This window comes from Phenylobacterium sp. LjRoot97 (assembly GCF_964254345.1).
Taxonomy (GTDB): domain Bacteria; phylum Pseudomonadota; class Alphaproteobacteria; order Caulobacterales; family Caulobacteraceae; genus Phenylobacterium.
Genome location: NZ_CAXUTH020000001.1, coordinates 3,488,362 through 3,503,389, shown reverse-complemented (window position 1 = coordinate 3,503,389; position 15,028 = coordinate 3,488,362). Strand labels below are relative to the sequence as shown.

At 64.9% G+C, this 15,028-nt stretch carries 16 protein-coding genes; 6 read left to right on the top strand and 10 right to left on the bottom strand.

The window, feature by feature from the left end:
• The 3 genes from fixJ to ACSQ2H_RS17200 all read right to left on the bottom strand — a co-directional run bounded on the left by fixJ (nt 1) and on the right by ACSQ2H_RS17200 (nt 3,088).
• Complete coding sequence (gene fixJ, locus ACSQ2H_RS17210; protein WP_436062607.1) at nt 1–600, bottom strand: response regulator FixJ; 600 nt, start codon at nt 598–600, stop codon at nt 1–3.
• Nucleotides 590–2,074 carry a sensor histidine kinase gene (locus ACSQ2H_RS17205; RefSeq protein WP_436062606.1) on the bottom strand — a complete coding sequence of 495 codons (1,485 nt, stop codon included), beginning with the start codon at nt 2,072–2,074 and terminating at the stop codon, nt 590–592. The genes fixJ and ACSQ2H_RS17205 overlap by 11 nt, the downstream gene beginning before the upstream one ends.
• A gap of 369 nt (nt 2,075–2,443) precedes the next feature.
• The gene (locus ACSQ2H_RS17200) at nt 2,444–3,088 is read right to left on the bottom strand and encodes a helix-turn-helix domain-containing protein (RefSeq protein ID WP_436062605.1); all 645 of its coding nucleotides are present in this window, start codon (nt 3,086–3,088) and stop codon (nt 2,444–2,446) included.
• Between the two features lie 528 nt (nt 3,089–3,616).
• Here ACSQ2H_RS17200 and ACSQ2H_RS17195 point away from each other — a divergent pair.
• The 3 genes from ACSQ2H_RS17195 to ACSQ2H_RS17185 are packed head-to-tail and all read left to right on the top strand — an operon-like array spanning nt 3,617 to nt 6,398.
• On the top strand, nt 3,617–5,266 hold the full coding sequence (locus tag ACSQ2H_RS17195) for an MBL fold metallo-hydrolase RNA specificity domain-containing protein (protein WP_436062604.1): 1,650 nt from the start codon (nt 3,617–3,619) through the stop codon (nt 5,264–5,266).
• 7 nt (nt 5,267–5,273) lie between these two features.
• Nucleotides 5,274–5,612 (top strand): hypothetical protein, encoded by a 339-nt coding sequence (locus tag ACSQ2H_RS17190; protein ID WP_436062603.1) that lies wholly within the window; start codon nt 5,274–5,276, stop codon nt 5,610–5,612.
• A 27-nt stretch (nt 5,613–5,639) separates the two neighbouring features.
• Nucleotides 5,640–6,398, top strand: a complete 759-nt coding sequence (locus tag ACSQ2H_RS17185) for a sensor histidine kinase (RefSeq protein ID WP_436062602.1) — start codon at nt 5,640–5,642, stop codon at nt 6,396–6,398.
• A 114-nt stretch (nt 6,399–6,512) separates the two neighbouring features.
• Here ACSQ2H_RS17185 and ACSQ2H_RS17180 read toward each other — a convergent pair whose 3' ends face one another.
• From ACSQ2H_RS17180 to ACSQ2H_RS17170, 3 genes are all read right to left on the bottom strand, one after another.
• Nucleotides 6,513–6,716, bottom strand: a complete 204-nt coding sequence (locus ACSQ2H_RS17180; RefSeq protein WP_436062601.1) for a dodecin family protein — start codon at nt 6,714–6,716, stop codon at nt 6,513–6,515.
• A gap of 126 nt (nt 6,717–6,842) precedes the next feature.
• A complete protein-coding gene (locus tag ACSQ2H_RS17175) occupies nt 6,843–7,304 on the bottom strand; it encodes a host attachment protein (protein ID WP_436062600.1) in 462 nt (153 codons plus the stop codon).
• 32 nt (nt 7,305–7,336) lie between these two features.
• Nucleotides 7,337–7,759, bottom strand: a complete 423-nt coding sequence (locus tag ACSQ2H_RS17170; RefSeq protein ID WP_436062599.1) for a DUF2267 domain-containing protein — start codon at nt 7,757–7,759, stop codon at nt 7,337–7,339.
• 232 nt (nt 7,760–7,991) lie between these two features.
• Between ACSQ2H_RS17170 and ACSQ2H_RS17165 the strand changes: the two genes are divergently transcribed.
• On the top strand, nt 7,992–8,483 hold the full coding sequence (locus ACSQ2H_RS17165; RefSeq protein WP_436062598.1) for a pyridoxamine 5'-phosphate oxidase family protein: 492 nt from the start codon (nt 7,992–7,994) through the stop codon (nt 8,481–8,483).
• Here the strand turns inward: ACSQ2H_RS17165 and ACSQ2H_RS17160 are convergent.
• The 3 genes from ACSQ2H_RS17160 to ACSQ2H_RS17150 form a co-directional block, all read right to left on the bottom strand.
• Nucleotides 8,480–8,767, bottom strand: coding sequence for a hypothetical protein (locus tag ACSQ2H_RS17160; RefSeq protein WP_436062597.1), 288 nt, complete (start codon nt 8,765–8,767; stop codon nt 8,480–8,482). The two genes, ACSQ2H_RS17165 and ACSQ2H_RS17160, sit on opposite strands and share 4 nt — an antisense overlap.
• 145 nt (nt 8,768–8,912) lie before the next feature.
• Nucleotides 8,913–9,422, bottom strand: coding sequence for a pyridoxamine 5'-phosphate oxidase family protein (locus ACSQ2H_RS17155; RefSeq protein WP_436062596.1), 510 nt, complete (start codon nt 9,420–9,422; stop codon nt 8,913–8,915).
• A 95-nt stretch (nt 9,423–9,517) separates the two neighbouring features.
• Complete coding sequence (locus ACSQ2H_RS17150; RefSeq protein ID WP_436062595.1) at nt 9,518–10,063, bottom strand: hypothetical protein; 546 nt, start codon at nt 10,061–10,063, stop codon at nt 9,518–9,520.
• 178 nt (nt 10,064–10,241) lie between these two features.
• Between ACSQ2H_RS17150 and ACSQ2H_RS17145 the strand changes: the two genes are divergently transcribed.
• Nucleotides 10,242–11,078 (top strand): universal stress protein, encoded by an 837-nt coding sequence (locus tag ACSQ2H_RS17145; RefSeq protein ID WP_436062594.1) that lies wholly within the window; start codon nt 10,242–10,244, stop codon nt 11,076–11,078.
• A 59-nt stretch (nt 11,079–11,137) separates the two neighbouring features.
• On the opposite strand, the gene mprF is transcribed toward ACSQ2H_RS17145, so the two are convergent.
• Nucleotides 11,138–13,771 carry a bifunctional lysylphosphatidylglycerol flippase/synthetase MprF gene (gene mprF / locus ACSQ2H_RS17140; protein WP_436062593.1) on the bottom strand — a complete coding sequence of 878 codons (2,634 nt, stop codon included), beginning with the start codon at nt 13,769–13,771 and terminating at the stop codon, nt 11,138–11,140.
• A 113-nt stretch (nt 13,772–13,884) separates the two neighbouring features.
• Between mprF and ACSQ2H_RS17135 the strand changes: the two genes are divergently transcribed.
• Nucleotides 13,885–14,895, top strand: coding sequence for a zinc-dependent alcohol dehydrogenase family protein (locus ACSQ2H_RS17135; protein ID WP_436062592.1), 1,011 nt, complete (start codon nt 13,885–13,887; stop codon nt 14,893–14,895).
• Nucleotides 14,896–15,028 lie beyond the last annotated feature (133 nt).

Here is a 15,028-nt window from a genome sequence, read left to right as displayed (position 1 = left end):
TCAGAGGCCGGCGGCCAGCGCGATCCGCATGAGTTCAGAGAAGTTTCGGGCTCCTGTCTTGACCATCAGGTTGGCCCTATAGATCTCGACGGTCCGGGGACTGATCTCCAGTTCATGGGCGATCACCTTGTTCACCTTGCCGGCGACGACGCCAGCCAGCACGTCCCGCTCACGAGGGGACAGCGTCTCCAAACGGCGCTCGGCGTCGGGCCTGGCGTCGTGACGATCATGGCCGCGACGAAGAGCCTCCTGCACTGCGGAAATCAGGGTCTCGTTCGCGAAGGGTTTCTCGATGAAGTCGATGACGCCGGCCTTCATCGCCTCGACGGCTAGGCCGATATCTCCATGACCGGTCATGACGATCACCGGCGAGGCGACGCCCTCGGACTTGAGTTTACGAACAAGCTCAAGTCCGGTCATGTCGGGCATGCGCACGTCGGTGATGATGCAGTCGGCCCCTCGTCCTCCAGCCGAGCTCAGGAAGGCGTTGGCCGATTCATGCTGCCGGGATTCAAAGCCCTGGACGTCCAGGAGAAATGCAACGGAGTGACGCATCGCTTCATCGTCGTCGATGATGTCGATGACCGGCTTACCGTTCATCGGACGTCTCCAATTCCGCCAGGGGCAAAGTAAAGCAGAAGGTGGCGCCGCCGTCCTCGTTGCTGTCAGCCCAGATTCTTCCCCCGTGAGCCTCCACGATCGTTCGGCAGATCGATAAGCCGACCCCCATGCCTTTGAGCTTGGTGCTGACAAACGGTTGGAAGAGCCGCGCCAGCACGTCGGGATCGACCCCGCTTCCCGTGTCGGCGACCGAAATCCGTACCGAATGCCGATCTTCAGGGTCGGTCGCCACGGAGATGGTCAGGCGGCGGCGTGGATGGCCCTCCATGGCGTCGATCGCATTGCGGATCAGGTTCAGGGCCACCTGCTGGACTTGCACCTTGTCGACCACGACTTGACCGGCGTTCCTCTCGAAGCGCAGGTCGACCCGAACGCCCTGTTCCCGTGCCCCGACGAGGGCCAGGGCGCTGGCCTCTTCCATGAGCCGCACCGGATCCTCGAGCGTGTGCTGGGTTTCGCCACGGGCTACGAACTCACGCAGCCGCTTGATGATGTCGCCCGCGCGCAGGGCTTGCTCGTAGGCGCGCTCGAGCGGCTCCTTGAGGCGCCCGGGGTCGAGGCCCGGCGAGGAGAGAAGGGTGGCTGAGCCCTTCATGTAGTTTGCGATGGCCGAAAGCGGCTGGTTGAGTTCATGGGCCAGCGAGGAGGCCATTTCCCCCATTGCCGAAAGGCGCGAGACATGGACCAGCTCCGATTGCAGTTCCTGCAGGCGGCGTTCTTGAGCCCGGCGCTCGGTCAGGTCGCGGACGAAGCCCGTAAAGAATCGGTCCGGTCCCACCCGCGCCTCGCCGACGGCCAGTTCCATCGGAAAGGTGGACCCGTCCCGCCGCTCGCCGACGACGATCCGGCCGGTGCCGATAATGCGCCGCTCGCCCGTCGACTTGTAGCGGTCAAGATATCCGTCATGTTCCTCGCGAAACGGCGTCGGCATCAGCATATTGACGTTGCGCCCGATCGCATCGGACGGCTCCCAGCCGAACAACCGCACCGCCGCGGCGCTGAACGATTGGATGACTCCATCTTCGTCGATGACGATCATGGCCTCGGGCACGGTGTCGAGGATCGATTGAAGATGCACCTCCCTGGCGCGCGCGGCCTGGCTCTGACGGCGCGCATGGTCGCCGAACATGCCGAGAATCGGCCCGAGCAGCACGAAGAAGCCCAAGTCGAGAAGGTTGGCGGTGCTCCATGTCGCCTGGCGCAGGAAGGCCCAGCTGATGGCGATGCATAGGATGGTGGCCAGATAGGCGGGCATGCTGCCGCCGATCAAAGCGGCCGCCAGGACAGCCGGCGTGTAGATGATCACCAAGGAGCGATCTGCGAAGTGGGGACTGAGCAGCCACTGCAGGACGCCGCCGACCGCCGCTCCAGCCACGGCCACCGCGAAGCCGACCAGGGTCGTCTGCTCGATGGTCCTGGCGCGCCTTAGGGACACCGAACGCCCAACCGGCATTAGCAGAGCTCCTCGATCGCCCCAGTCGATAGGCGTCAATGCAAGGCATTGATCAAGGTGCGCGCCGACTGCGGTGAGACCGAGCGAATATGGCGCCAAAACATGTGTGTGAAAATGCGAGTCCAGCGGGCGTTCTGGCCATTTCTGCACGCTGGGCGATCGGGCGTTTCTTTGCGCTCGCCCTCGAAGGGCGCTTCCAGGCGGCCGCCGGCGTAGACGATCCACCCCGAGGTCTCTCAGTGACTGCGCGTGACCCCGCCAAAGTCCCACTCGCCAAGGCGTGTGGCCGCAGCCGCCACGTCACGTGGAGCTCAGCCCCGAACGCAGCTCAGCTGCAGAAGCGGAAGCGCGTGCGACCTTGCTCTTCGGCTAAGCGGCCACGAGGCGCGAAAGCCCTGCCGGTCGAACCACCTGGAAGTTCCTGTAGCCAGCGAATCTCACGAGGCCGTCGGACTGGAGTTGGGTGAGGGTTCGCGAGACCGTTTCGATCGTCAGACCAAGATAGTCGGCGATATCCTGTCGGCTCATCGCCAACGGCGTAAGGTCAGATTTCGCCCGCTTGGAGGCGCTCATCAGGAAGCTTGCGACCTTTTCGCAGGCACCCCTGCGGCCCAGAACGAAGAGATGCTCTTGGGTACGGGCGAGTTCCTGCGCCGTGGCCGCCCAGATCAAGTCCTCTAGCCTCTCGCGCTGGTCGCCGCAGTGGCGGACCGCCGAGCGCTTGGCCGCCAGGATCGTGCAATCGCCCAGGGCGTCGGCCGAAAAGCTGTGCTTGTCCCCAGGCTCCATGCCGAACAACTCGCCGGGATAGTAGAAGTCGCCAATCTGGCGTCGGCCGTCGCTGAGCAGGCGGCTCGTTCGGACGGCGCCTTCCAACACCTGATAGATCAGGTCTGCGTCTTCTTCCTGGGCGTAGATTTCTTCCTCGGCGGCGAAGTGCATGCGCACGCCGATGGGGCCAAAGGCGTCTATGGATCGCGAAGAGGGAAGTTCATTGAACACCTGGACGGGCATCGTCGGTCTCCCTGTCGATACCCAAATCGTTAAGACTCGTGGGCGAACGGCGATATTCGTGATCGGTGCTTAAGGACTGTCGCTTAAGTATATTTACGGAGGCTGGGCGGTGCGGCGCGACCGGCGGCCCCGTTTGATCGAGGTCAAGACGGTGACGTCCGCATCATGGCGTTCTGGTTGCTGCCGATAGGAGCAGCACCATGACCAGGTCCAAGCCACAACGGCTCGCGCACGCTGCAGAAGACAGTATGCAGGGCGCTGGGCAGGATCTTCAAACCGCCGCAGGCCGCTTCACGGAAGACGCTGGTGAGGCGGCTGCCGCTGGCGCCACAGGCCTTGCTCATGCCGCCGAGAAGTTCGTCGAGGATGCAGCCGCGTGCTCTCGCGACTGTACGGCCAAGGCCCGAAGAGAAGCCGCGCGGCGGCCTGGGATGGTCGCTGTGCTGGCGGGCGCAGCCACGGCGCTTGCGGGGCTAGGCTTGCCGCGCCGGACCGCTCGCGCCTAGGGGCCAACCAGGGGGAAATGTCATGAACAAGGACGCGCCAGGGTCTCACGGGATCAAGCTGACGTTCCACGGAGCGGCCGGTTGCGTGACCGGCTTCTGCGCACTGGTCGAAGGGGGCGCAGCCAGACTGCTTGTCGATTGCGGGATGTTTCAGGGGTCCAAGACGCTGAAGGCCCTCAACTACGACGAGTTTCCATTCGACGCCGCGACGATCGACGCCGTCCTGCTGACCCATGCGCATATCGACCACTCGGGGCTGCTTCCCAAGCTGATGAAGGCCGGCTTCGAGGGGCCGATCTATGCGACCGCGGGGACGCGCGACCTCTGCGCCGTGATGTTGCCGGACGCCGGGGGCATCCAGGAGAGCGAGGTGCGGCATCTCAATCGCCGCAACCAGCGACGCGGACGACCGCCGGTCGAGCCAATCTACACAGAGCGCGACGCCGTAAGAACGCTCGAACTCTTCGAGCGAGTGAAGCTGGGGGAGGAGACTCCGATCATGCCCGGGGTCAGCGCGACCTACTGGGAGGCAGGGCACATATTGGGTTCAGCCTCCATCGAACTGAAGGTCGAATCCGCCGATGGGCCGGTGTCGCTGCTGTTCTCCGGAGACCTTGGGCCGGGGGGGCGTGACTATTCCCCAGATCCGGAAGGGCCCAGCGGGGTGGATCATCTGATCGTGGAATCCACCTACGGCGACCGTCGCCGGCCGATGATCGATCCCGCCGAGCGGCGTCGCATCCTGGCCGAAGAACTGGCGGCGGCTCATGCCGCCGGCGGCCCACTGTTGATCCCGGCGTTCGCTGTCGAGCGCTCGCAGGAGCTCCTCGCCGACATCCTGACGATCATGAAGGACGGCCAGGCGCCCGAGGCAGACATTTTCTTGGACTCGCCCTTGGCGATCGAAGCGACTGAGGTGTTTCGACATCGCGGCTGGAACCGCTCGACCGGGGTCAATCCGTTCGAAGGCCTCTATGCACGCGACAGGCTCAAGTTCCTTCGCGCGCCGGGCGAAAGCGACGGCCTCGATCGGCTATCGGGCTGGCACATAATTCTCGCCGCCAGCGGCATGTGCGACGCGGGCCGGGTGCGCAAGCACCTCAAGCGTCTCCTGTGGCGCAAGCAGGCGACCGTGCTCCTCGCAGGCTATCAGGCTGTCGGCACGCTAGGGAGATTTCTCCAGGAAGGCGCCGCGCGCGTGCGTATCGAGGGGGAGGACGTTCGGGTCCAGGCCCGTATCCGGTCGCTAGACATCTATTCGGCGCACGCCGACGCCGATGGCTTGGTCGGGTGGGTGAAAGCCCGCGGCCCTGTGAAGGGCACGGTCTTTCTGGCTCATGGCGAGCCTGACGCCCTTCAGGGCCTGAGGTCGCGGCTGGCGACGGCGGGCCTTGATCCGCATTCCCTTGTCATCCCCGACCTGGACGAAGGCTTCGTCTTGCAGGGAGGGGCTGCGAGCAGCGAGGCCGAGCGGCAGCCGCGCTTGCCGGCGGCGGCTGTCGCCGCGCTGGATTGGCACAATGAACGCGCAGCGCTCCTCTTGGAGTTCGACGCCATGCTCGAAGGGGCGCGTTCCGACGCCGCAAGGGCTGCGCTGATCGATCACATGCGCTCGGCGCTCGGTGAAGTGCAGACCAGGCGTGGGCGCGGCGCCTCGCTTCCGGCCACGTGACCGGGCTGTGTCCCAAATTCACAAGCTGCTGTTTCTGATCGCCTCGAAGGGGCGATGGAGGCTGGTGCTGCCGGCGTCAGATGGCCGGTACGCAACATGTGTGCGAGCAGGGCCGGAGGTGGCGGTCGAGCAGCTGGCGCGACAGGCCCGTCACATCGTGGCCGAGCAGCATTTGGAAGGGCTCGTCGTCGTCGCCCCTGCAGATGAACTAGACATGCTGCGGGACAAGCTTGAAGCGCTTCTGGTTCTCGTCGGCGCCCTTGCCGAGGATGTCTATGGCCTGTCGGATGCTGCGCTAGGGCGCGTCCTGGACAAGGCGCTTCACGCCCCCTGGCCCGAACGCTGAGCGCAGAGGCGGGGCCACGCCGGTGACTTGACCGAAGTCAAAACCCCCGGCGTCGCGCGATCTATCGTGGCCGCCGAAGGCGATCGAACCCCTCGGCTGACTGACGAGGTGGCGATGATGGACCAACCAACTTCGTGCGACGATTGCCGGCTGTGGCGAGAAGCTGATCATCGAATCGCCAATCATCTGGCCATGCTGGCCGCCTTCGTGCGGCTGAAGGAGCTGGAGGTCGACCGCGAAAGCGTCACCCCCGAAGCCGTGCACCTGCTGCTGGAGACCATCAGGACCCAGACCGACGCGGTCGCCAGCCTACATCGAATGCTGAGCGCTCAGGGCGCCGACGCCACCGCGGATCTTTCCCGCCACTTGCAGGCGACCTGCACGCCGCTCGCCGCCTTGCTGGCCGGCCGCGTAGAGATCGGGGTCGAGTGCCCGCCGGGTTGTCGCGTGACGCCCGACAAGGTGCTTCCCGTCACCCAGATAGTGTCCGAGGCCGTCACCAACGCCGTCAAGTACGCCTACCAAGACGGCTGCGCAGGAAAGATCAAAGTGCGCGGCCGCCGGGCCGGGACGTCGATGGTCGTCGAGATCGCCGATGAGGGGCCGGGCTTGAAGGGGGGGCTGGACCCGCGCTCCGGCGGCGGCCTCGGTCTGAGATTGATGCGCGCGCTCAGCAAGCAGCTTGGCGGCGAACTGGAGTTCGTATCGAAACGTTCAGGGCTGGTTGTGCGTGTGACCTTCCCAAGCGGCCTGAACAATAGCAGCGCGCCGACGTCGCGGCACTAGTCGAAAGCCGGCGGCGGGAAGGAGCCGTCCGTGGCGGCCCGCCTCCTTCGCCTGGCGCCGAGTTTCTGGACGCCGGCTTCGGCGGCTCGCGCCGGGAGTCCGGAAGCGGCCAGTTCAGCGGTGCTCTTCGAGTTCGAAGGTGATTTTGGCGTTGATCCGGTATTTGACGATCTGGTCGTCGGCGACCTGCGCTTCGAAGTTCTCGATATATATCGAGCGAACATTGCGCAGGGTCTGGCTCGCCTCCTCAACGGCGGAACGAGCGGCGGCTTCCCAGCTGGTTTCGGACTCCGCAAGAACCTCAATGACTTTCAGCATGATCACATCTCCGGCCACAGGATCGTGGCGGCTCACATTCTGGGGCAGGCCGACCGGAATGAGTTGATGTGGGGCAAGCGGGAGGCTGGCGAGTGGGGGCCGCCGTTGTGGGCCGGGACCGGTGCGCTAGCGCGGAGATAGTCTGGCGGCGTGGATGTCGCCGATCCATTGGTCAAGGCGCTCGATCGGCGTTTTGGTGAGATCCTTGCCAAGCGTTCCAGCGAGCGAGGCCTTGTCGCGAAGGCGCGCTTCGAACGGGCCGATCAGTCGCGCTGGCGCGGCGATGAATATTCCAGACAGATGTTCGCGACGGCACGTTGCGGCAGCTCGCTCCGCGACGCGATCAAGAAAGGTCTCCTTGGCCGCACGAACCGTGTCCTCGCGTCTGATCGCCGAACGCCGGGGCGTCGCACTGGATTGCGTCCGGGCAAGCGTGCGTGAACGGACCCTTTCGCGTACGCTGTCCAGATCCCTTAGGCCCTTGAGTTCGTCGATTGTCTCGAAGTGGCCGGTCGTGTCCGACTTTCTGACAAAGCGTGCGCGTCCACCATCAGTGAGGACGAACAGTAGCTGCATCGAGGGTTTCATCTGCAATTTCTCCATACCGTCGAACGGCCGGATCACGGGGTCAGGACAGAGCTGAATTCCTTTGGGAGCATCCTGCTCAATTTGCGGACTTCGCCCGGGTCCAATTGTTCTCGCAGGACCTCGAAAACCGTCGCCACGACGTCCTGTGCAGATCGGGGAACGTCTTTCGGAAGTCGCTCTCCCACATGTCGCGCGAAGTCCGCGACGCCATGAATGTCGAGGGCGGATTCCGGCCTCCATCCCTCAAGGAAGAGGCCGCGCATGAGCATCGGCAACTGGGCCGACAGTCCCAGCACGGCATCTTGGGGGAGCCGGTCGCGCAGCACCTGCAGCACTGTACGCAGGGCCTGATAGGCATCCTGCTTCCCGCATGGGCGCAGGCGCGCTTCTATCTGGTTCAGCCACGCGTTGGTTTCCTGCACGGTGGTGTCAAACACAGCAAGACCGGTGCTCATCGACGTTTCTCCCAGCTAAGCCCGATAGGAGTGTTGCGGCCTAGGCGGACGGCCGGATCTCGATTGTCCGCGGCTTGGCCTGGTCGTTCCTGGGCGAGGGTCATCAGACCACGGCCCCGATCTGCAGAGTTGACGCCGATCAATCATCGACGTTTGCCACGCGTCGAGGAATTGAGCGGGCTCAAACGCGGCTCGAACCGCTCCGGATAGCGTTTCCCCAAAGGAGCGCGGCATGAGCGAAAAGCTGACGGACGAGGTTCTCGAACTTCTTGAAAGGGGCCGCGACATGACGCTCGCGAGCCTGCTCCCGGACGGCGGCCCGCACGCCGTAGTGGTCAGCTACGCTTCCCGCGGCCTCTCGCTCTACTTCGGCTGCGATCCCACATCTCAGAAGGCGGTGAACATCGCGGGCGATCCGCGCGTCGCCATTACGATCACCTCGCCCTACTCGGATTGGTCTCAGATCCGCGGCCTGGCGATATCCGGCCGTGCGACGCGTCTCCATGGTCAAGCCGCCGAGGTGGCCGCCGAGAGTTTCATGAAGAAGTTCGACGAGATCGCCCAGTACATCACGACCGGAGCCGAGATCGCGCTTTTCCAGATCATGATCGAGCGCGTGAGCCTGCTCGACTACCGACGCGGCTTTGGCCATCTCGCCTATGGCCGCGCTTCGTCACGTCAGGACGGAAGATTGACCTGGGACGACGCGGCCGGGTCCGCCTAGCGGGCCATATCCGCCTTCCTGTGGGCGTTGAGGCCGTTCCACGCCAATGCGAAGAGAGCGCCCGCGACAAATCCAAGCAGCGCCGTCACGCCGATCAGGGCGCCGGCGGTGGTCCAGTCAAAGGGCGCGACCCGGAGCGGCAGATCGATGAAGTGCAGTTTCAAGATGTAGCCTAGAAACCCCTGGCCCATGCCGAGCATGACCAGAGCCGCCCAGAGGGCGTGCCAGCCCCCGACCGCGGCGCCCACCGCCAAACCGGTCTTCGTGACGCTGAGAAACGGCATGATGAGGCTCCTTTAAGTCATCTTCGTCATGGCGCGACCCGAGCAGCCTTGATCGCGATCAACCCGAGCTCCTCTGCATCAGATCAAGATCAAGCGCAGGATCGATCCGCGCCAACCCTCTACCTCCAGGGCGTGGCGCAGGCCTTCAGGACGCGACGGGTTCCAAGCGCCAGTCCTCGATCACTCGCATCAATCGTCGCGCACCTGGCGGCGTCGTGTAGTCGATCAGGGAGATGATCTCCGGCCTGGCTTCCATGATCGCGACGAGCGGCGAGCTTGGATGGGGCGCAAAGGCCGCGGCCTTGGACCGCGCCTGCATGGCGCGGTTCAGTTGCTTGATCCGCTCGCCGTCGCGCACTTCCATCGCATGCGCCGCAATCGAAAGACCGCGCGGGCTTTCATTTCCGCCGAGGGCGATGGAGACACGGGGGTCGCGGTCGATATTCGCGAACTTCTGACTGTCGCGTGAGATCACGAAATATATCGCGTGCTCGAGGCGCAGATAGTTGACCTGCGTCACGTGCGGCCAGCCGTCGCTGCGGATCGTGCCGATCGACATGACGCGGTTCTCGTCGAGAATCTCAAGGCACAAGGCTCGAGGGTCGAGGCCGCCAGCTGCTTCGGGTGCAACGGATGTGGGTCTTGAAGGCGCCATCCCAGGTCTCTCTACGGAGGATTCATCAGGAACGTCGGTTCAACCGCCAACGAGGCGAATTGGTTCTTGCGCCGCGCTTCGTTGGCGGTCGGCGCTCAGCTCGCGGAGGACCGGTGCGGGCGCAGCGCCGCTTCCGCCGATTCCAGCGCTTTCTTGGCCTCGGCGGCTGCCTGCTTGGCCTGAACCCGAGCCGCCTCCAACGCCGCCTTCGCGGCTGTCTTATCGTTGGCGATCACGGTGTTGAGGGCGTCGGACGCCTGCTTGGCCGTGGCCTTCGCCGATTGCGACGATCGCTCAAAGGCCTGGCGGTTCTCGGACGAGGCCTCCTTGAAAGCCGCACGGCCGTCATTGGCCGCCGTTTCCGCAGCGGCAGCGGCCTTCTGCGCAGCGTCGCGCGAAGCCGTCGCCGTTTCCTTGCTCATCTGCTGGGCGGCCTTTTCCGCCTTGTCGACCGCCGCGTTCGCCGCGTTCAACGACGCCTGCGCGCTATCGCGGGCCTTCTTTAGAGCGGCCTGCGCCTTCGCATCCAAGGTGTAGATCTCGGCCCCTGCGCCTGCGGCGGGCTTTGGAACTTCGGCCGCGGCGTAGCCGGCGAAGCAGAACGGCAGCGTTGCTGCGACCAGAGTCAAGCGAAGTGACATGATCATCTCCTCAAGGTGTTGAGCCCGCGGAGGATGGCTGACAGCGCCAGGCTTGCTTTGCGCGCGATCAATTGCTGACGCCCGCGACTTTTGAAGTCATCGGCCGCCGAGCTCGCGGTTGACCTGCGTCAAATCCGGGCCTCGGCGGCGCGCTAGGCTGCCCTCAATGGAGGCGCATATGGATTACCGCGATATCCTCATCCTGATGGATTCCACTCCGGCGGGGCGCCACCGCGCCAAGTTCGGGGCCGATCTTGCCCAACGCTGGAAGGCCCATCTGACGGGGGTCTTTCTCACCTGCGAGTTCATACTGCAGTTCGGCGCCGGCGAATCCCTCTTCGGTCTTCCCGCCAGCGACATCGACTGGATCTTGAAGGATCACGCGAAAGGCGTCGAGGAGGCCAGCCAGATCGCCAGGCAGATGTTGGAGGATGCGGCGTCTGCGGCGGGGATCGAAAGCGACTTCATGACGGTCAGCGGAGACTATCCCGATGCCTTGATCGGATGCGCCCGTAGGGCCGACCTGGTGATCATGCCGAGCATCATGCCGGTTCACATGGGGCAGAAGCACATGGCGGCCGCGCACCTTGCGATGGCGAGCGGCGGACCGGTGCTGGTGACGCCCGCTGACGACTACGCGCCGCCTGCGGGAAAGCGCGTGCTGGTCGCTTGGAACGGTTCGCGCGAGGCCGCGAGGGCGCTTCGTGACGGCTGGCCGTTCATCCGGGCGGCCGAAGAAGTTCACGTTCTGGTGGTCTCTCCGTCCGGAGAGGGCGGGCCGGACGGCATGCTGCAACGCTTGTTGGAGCGGCACGGAGTGGCGCCGAACCTCATCATCGACAGCAGCAAGGACGAAGATGCGGCGGATGTCATTGAACGCCAGATGGCAGAGCTCGACATCGACCTCCTGATCGCCGGCCTGTACGGCCATCCAAGGCTTCAAGAGATGGTGCTGGGAGGCGTCAGCCGCCAGCTTCTCCATGACGTGCCTGCGCCGCTGCTCCTGTCCCATTAGGGGGGCGAGGAAACGTGTTGATATCCGCCGCCCGATTTTGCCGCGCTGCAGTCCCTCGTCTACGGCTGCATCCAGAGCCGCGCCAAGACCTGACGGCTTCCAAGCCTGGGGCGGCGCAGGAGTTTGCGAGCCCCGCCGCTCGTTAGCAGAGCGACATCTGCGAGTGCGACCAGAGGATTTACGTCCGGGTCAGTAGCTAGAAAGATGTCTCGCCATGCGGGCCTGAACTTCTCCTTGTATTCGCGTAGACCCTGGAATCCATAAAGGCTGTCCGCGGCGCGGTAGAGCCAGGCTTCCAGGCGGGTCGAGGCGGGGGCCACGGCGTTCAAGGACAGGCCCGATAGCGGCGCCATTCCCAGTTCGAACTCGCGCAGTTTCTGTGTCTTGCCCCAGAGCATCAGATGCCCAAGCAGCGCGTCGGTCACGCCGTGCGGCGCGTCGGCGGCGGCGCGCATGAGGTCAGGGCCGAAGCGCGCACGGTCCGGGGTCAACAGGATGTTTGCAAAGGCGACGACGCGCTGTTCGTTCCGAAGGATGGCGATTGGGAATTGTCTGAGATAGTCGACGTCGAAGGCACCGAGGCTGAAGGTTTTCTCCGCGCCGGCGTGTAGATCGAGCCAACTGTCGGATACGCGTCGCAGCTCGTTCCAAGGCGTTGCAGGCGCGTCAGGAGCCAACACCTCAAACTGCAGATGTGAGCGGGATGCGTTGTTGAGCGCATGACGCAGATCCTCGCGCTCCTTGCCCTTCATGTCGAAGCTGGAAAGGTCGACAGACCCGCTCTCGCCGATCTTCTGGGCAGAAAGTCCGGCGACCAGAAGGGCCGGCAGGCTGGGGGCTTCAACCGCATAGAACACGGGCTTGGCCTCCGCGGCGTCCGCCGCCGCAATAAAGGCTTCAATGGCCGCCGATCGGTCGCAGAGCGGTCCCACGGGGTCGCCCATGGCGATCCAGCGGCGATGAAGCGCGCGGAACATCACAAAACTCATCCCAGAGGGGGAAAACACGAGAGACTTGTCGCCCATACGATAGAGCAGGGCGTCGCAGGATATGGCGCGCGTGCCGTCGACAATCCGCCCGGCCCGCGCCATTTCGTCCTCGGATGGCGGCCGCGGTGGGGCGGACCTTGGACGCGCGAGCCACCAAATTGCGATCAGCAGTCCCAGCACCGCGAGACCGGCTGACACCGCTGCGGCGCTGAAGTCCCCGCTTGGCCGAAGGCCACGCCACCAGGGATGAGCCGCCAGGATCTGCACGTCACGAGGCGCCAGCGCCAGGACGAGGCTCGTGACGCCAGCCAAGCTCGCTGCTGCAAGCCATGCAGGCGAGACAATATCGTGGGGGCTTGCGGACTTGGGGTTGAAAGCGTGTCGGCTGAGGCCGAGCGCGAGGGCAAGGGCGACGAGCAGGGCGGCGGTGACTACGCCGAAGCCATGCCAAAGTTCGGTCGCCGCGCCGAGCGCAAGTAGGGCGAGGCTTGCGTAGAAGCCCGCCTTCAGGCGTCGCCAGAGCGCCATCGCGACAATGACCAGCAGGGCTCCCAGCAAGCTGGTCGAGAGCGGGTTGCGCGGCAGCTCAGCCATCCAGGGCCGAGGGGGCGGGAGGGCGACGGGCAGATTGGCGGCCGCCATAAGCAGGGCTACGCCCATATAGAAAACCAGCGCCGCGAAAATCGCCGGAGCGATGGCTTCGGCCACGCGTAGGCTGGTTTTCGTGGCGGCGCGGCCGAGCCGTTGGAGCTGGTAGGCCGCCAGCCCCAACGCCGTCAGCACCAGGGGGCCGATCGCGTAGACCAGACGGTAGAGGACAAGCGCGGCGACAGTCTCGTGGACCGCCCCGAACCGCTGACTTAGGCTCAATAGGATGGCGTCGAAGACGCCGATGCCGCCCGGAAGACCTGTCGCAGCGCTGACCAGCGAGCCCAGGACGAACACTATCAGGAAGGGGGAAAGGCCGGCGAGTGTCGGCTCGGGCAGCAGGACATAGAGCGCCAAGCCTGAGAACACCCAATCTGCGATCCCAGCCGCAAGCGCGCCGACGCGAAGCGCCGGGGCGGGTCTCGTAAACTCGATGCCTGGGAGCAAGGCTATGCGCCGAGGGAGACGCACCAGCCAAAAGGCCGCCGGCGTCAGAGCAAGCGCGCCGAGCCAGGCGACGATCGGCGCGGCGCCCGGGATCATGAGCATCGCCATGCCGGCGCAGACAATCCCGCTCAGGGTAACGGCCGCGCCAGCCAGAAGCGTGACGACGGCGACATCGGCAAGCCCAAGGCCCCAGGCGCGGTATAGACGGAGGCGCGCAGCTCCCCCGGTCGCCGCACTGAACCCCAGCCCATTCGACAGCGCATAGGAAACGAAGGTCACGAGCGCGACCTGCCGTGTCGACGCTGGTCGCCCGATCGAGGCGAGGGCCCAGCGTTCGGAGACCGCGAGGCAGGCATAGCTAGCCAAGGTCGCACCCACCGCAACGAGAAGCGCGGCCGGCGACACCGTGTTCATGGCGTGGGCGATCCTCGCCAGGCTCTGGCCGTGAAGCTGGCGCTGAAGAACCCAGAGTGCAGCGGCGAAAACGAAGACTGCAAAGCTGATGCGGAAGCCGTCGGAATCGACAATCTGGCGGAGCCACAAGAACTTGCGGAGCCATTGGCCTGCGCGATCGATTGGCGGATCTGGCGTGGATTTGAACGTGGTCATGGCCGCCTCACAGCGTCCAGACACTGAGCCTTGAGATCCTGACCGCCCTTGACTTGGCGCAATGCGGGTGACGGACCTATTGGCGAACCCGAGGCCTCAAAAGCGACCGTGATATGCGCGCCATGCGACTTCGGCAGGTCGGCCAGCCTCTAGTGGCCGAGACGTGCGCCGATCCGACGCCAGGCATGGGGGAGGTCCGGCTGCGCGTCCGATCGTGCGGCGTTTGTCGCACTGATCTCCATCTGGTCGAGGGAGACCTCTCGCCCATCAAAAGCCCAGTCACGCCTGGTCATGAGATCGTCGGGATCGTCGACGCGATCGGACCGGGCGTAGGGGAGGTCGGCATTGGGGATCGGCTAGGGGTCTGTTGGTTGGCGGGAACATGTGGCCTTTGCCGGTTTTGCCGCGAGGGGCAGGAAAACCTCTGTGATGCGGCCGAGTTCACCGGCTGGAGCCGGGACGGGGGCTATGCTGACTGCGTGATCGCCCGGGCGGACTATTGCTGCACGATCCCAGCGGAGTTCTCCGACGCCGACGCCGCGCCGCTGCTTTGCGCCGGACTAATTGGCTTCAGGGCCTGGAAGGCTACCAGCGCGGCGGGATCGGTTCGTCATCTCGGCCTCTATGGGTTCGGCGCCGCCGCCCACCTGCTCGCCCAGCTCGCTGTGTTCGAAGGGCAAGTGGTCTACGCCTTCACTCAAGAACACGACGCCCCCGCTCAGAAGCTGGCCTTGGACCTGGGATGCGCTTGGGCAGGAGGTTCGAATGCGCGGCCGCCCGTCGCCCTGGACGCCGCAATCATCTTCGCGCCCGTCGGTGAACTCGTGCCTGTCGCCCTGGCCGCAGTGCGCAAGGGCGGAGCCGTCGTTTGCGGGGGCATCCACATGAGCGACATCCCGAGCTTCCCATATGCCTTGATCTGGGGCCAACGGCGCATCGTTTCAGTGGCGAATCTCACGCGGCACGACGCGGACGAGTACCTCCCGCGCGCCGCTGTTGCAGGGGTTCGGCCGCATACGACTGTCTACCCGCTAGCCGAAGCGAACCGAGCGCTGGATGATCTTCGATCGGGCGCCTTCAGCGGTGCTGCGGTCCTCAGGCCCGAGCCGGATCAGTTGCGGTAGGCTTCCCTCAGGTGCAGCGACCGGCGAGCCTTCAGCGACGTCCGGATATTGCCTGAGTTCAAAGCGGCTCCCTTTAATCTACCGTGACGGAGGTTGGAGGCGCTCATGCATATTGCGGTCACCAGGCAGGCTC

Coding starts and splice junctions, on each gene's coding strand:
- ACSQ2H_RS17165 (WP_436062598.1), top strand. CDS start 7,992: ATGAGCGAAAAGCTGACGGACGAGGTTCTCGAACTTCTTGAAAGGGGC.
- ACSQ2H_RS17175 (WP_436062600.1), bottom strand. CDS start 7,304: ATGAAACCCTCGATGCAGCTACTGTTCGTCCTCACTGATGGTGGACGC.
- ACSQ2H_RS17135 (WP_436062592.1), top strand. CDS start 13,885: ATGCGCGCCATGCGACTTCGGCAGGTCGGCCAGCCTCTAGTGGCCGAG.
- ACSQ2H_RS17205 (WP_436062606.1), bottom strand. CDS start 2,074: ATGCCGGTTGGGCGTTCGGTGTCCCTAAGGCGCGCCAGGACCATCGAG.
- ACSQ2H_RS17195 (WP_436062604.1), top strand. CDS start 3,617: ATGAACAAGGACGCGCCAGGGTCTCACGGGATCAAGCTGACGTTCCAC.
- mprF (WP_436062593.1), bottom strand. CDS start 13,771: ATGACCACGTTCAAATCCACGCCAGATCCGCCAATCGATCGCGCAGGC.
- ACSQ2H_RS17150 (WP_436062595.1), bottom strand. CDS start 10,063: ATGTCACTTCGCTTGACTCTGGTCGCAGCAACGCTGCCGTTCTGCTTC.
- ACSQ2H_RS17160 (WP_436062597.1), bottom strand. CDS start 8,767: ATGCCGTTTCTCAGCGTCACGAAGACCGGTTTGGCGGTGGGCGCCGCG.
- ACSQ2H_RS17180 (WP_436062601.1), bottom strand. CDS start 6,716: ATGCTGAAAGTCATTGAGGTTCTTGCGGAGTCCGAAACCAGCTGGGAA.
- ACSQ2H_RS17155 (WP_436062596.1), bottom strand. CDS start 9,422: ATGGCGCCTTCAAGACCCACATCCGTTGCACCCGAAGCAGCTGGCGGC.
- ACSQ2H_RS17170 (WP_436062599.1), bottom strand. CDS start 7,759: ATGAGCACCGGTCTTGCTGTGTTTGACACCACCGTGCAGGAAACCAAC.
- ACSQ2H_RS17145 (WP_436062594.1), top strand. CDS start 10,242: ATGGATTACCGCGATATCCTCATCCTGATGGATTCCACTCCGGCGGGG.
- fixJ (WP_436062607.1), bottom strand. CDS start 600: ATGAACGGTAAGCCGGTCATCGACATCATCGACGACGATGAAGCGATG.
- ACSQ2H_RS17200 (WP_436062605.1), bottom strand. CDS start 3,088: ATGCCCGTCCAGGTGTTCAATGAACTTCCCTCTTCGCGATCCATAGAC.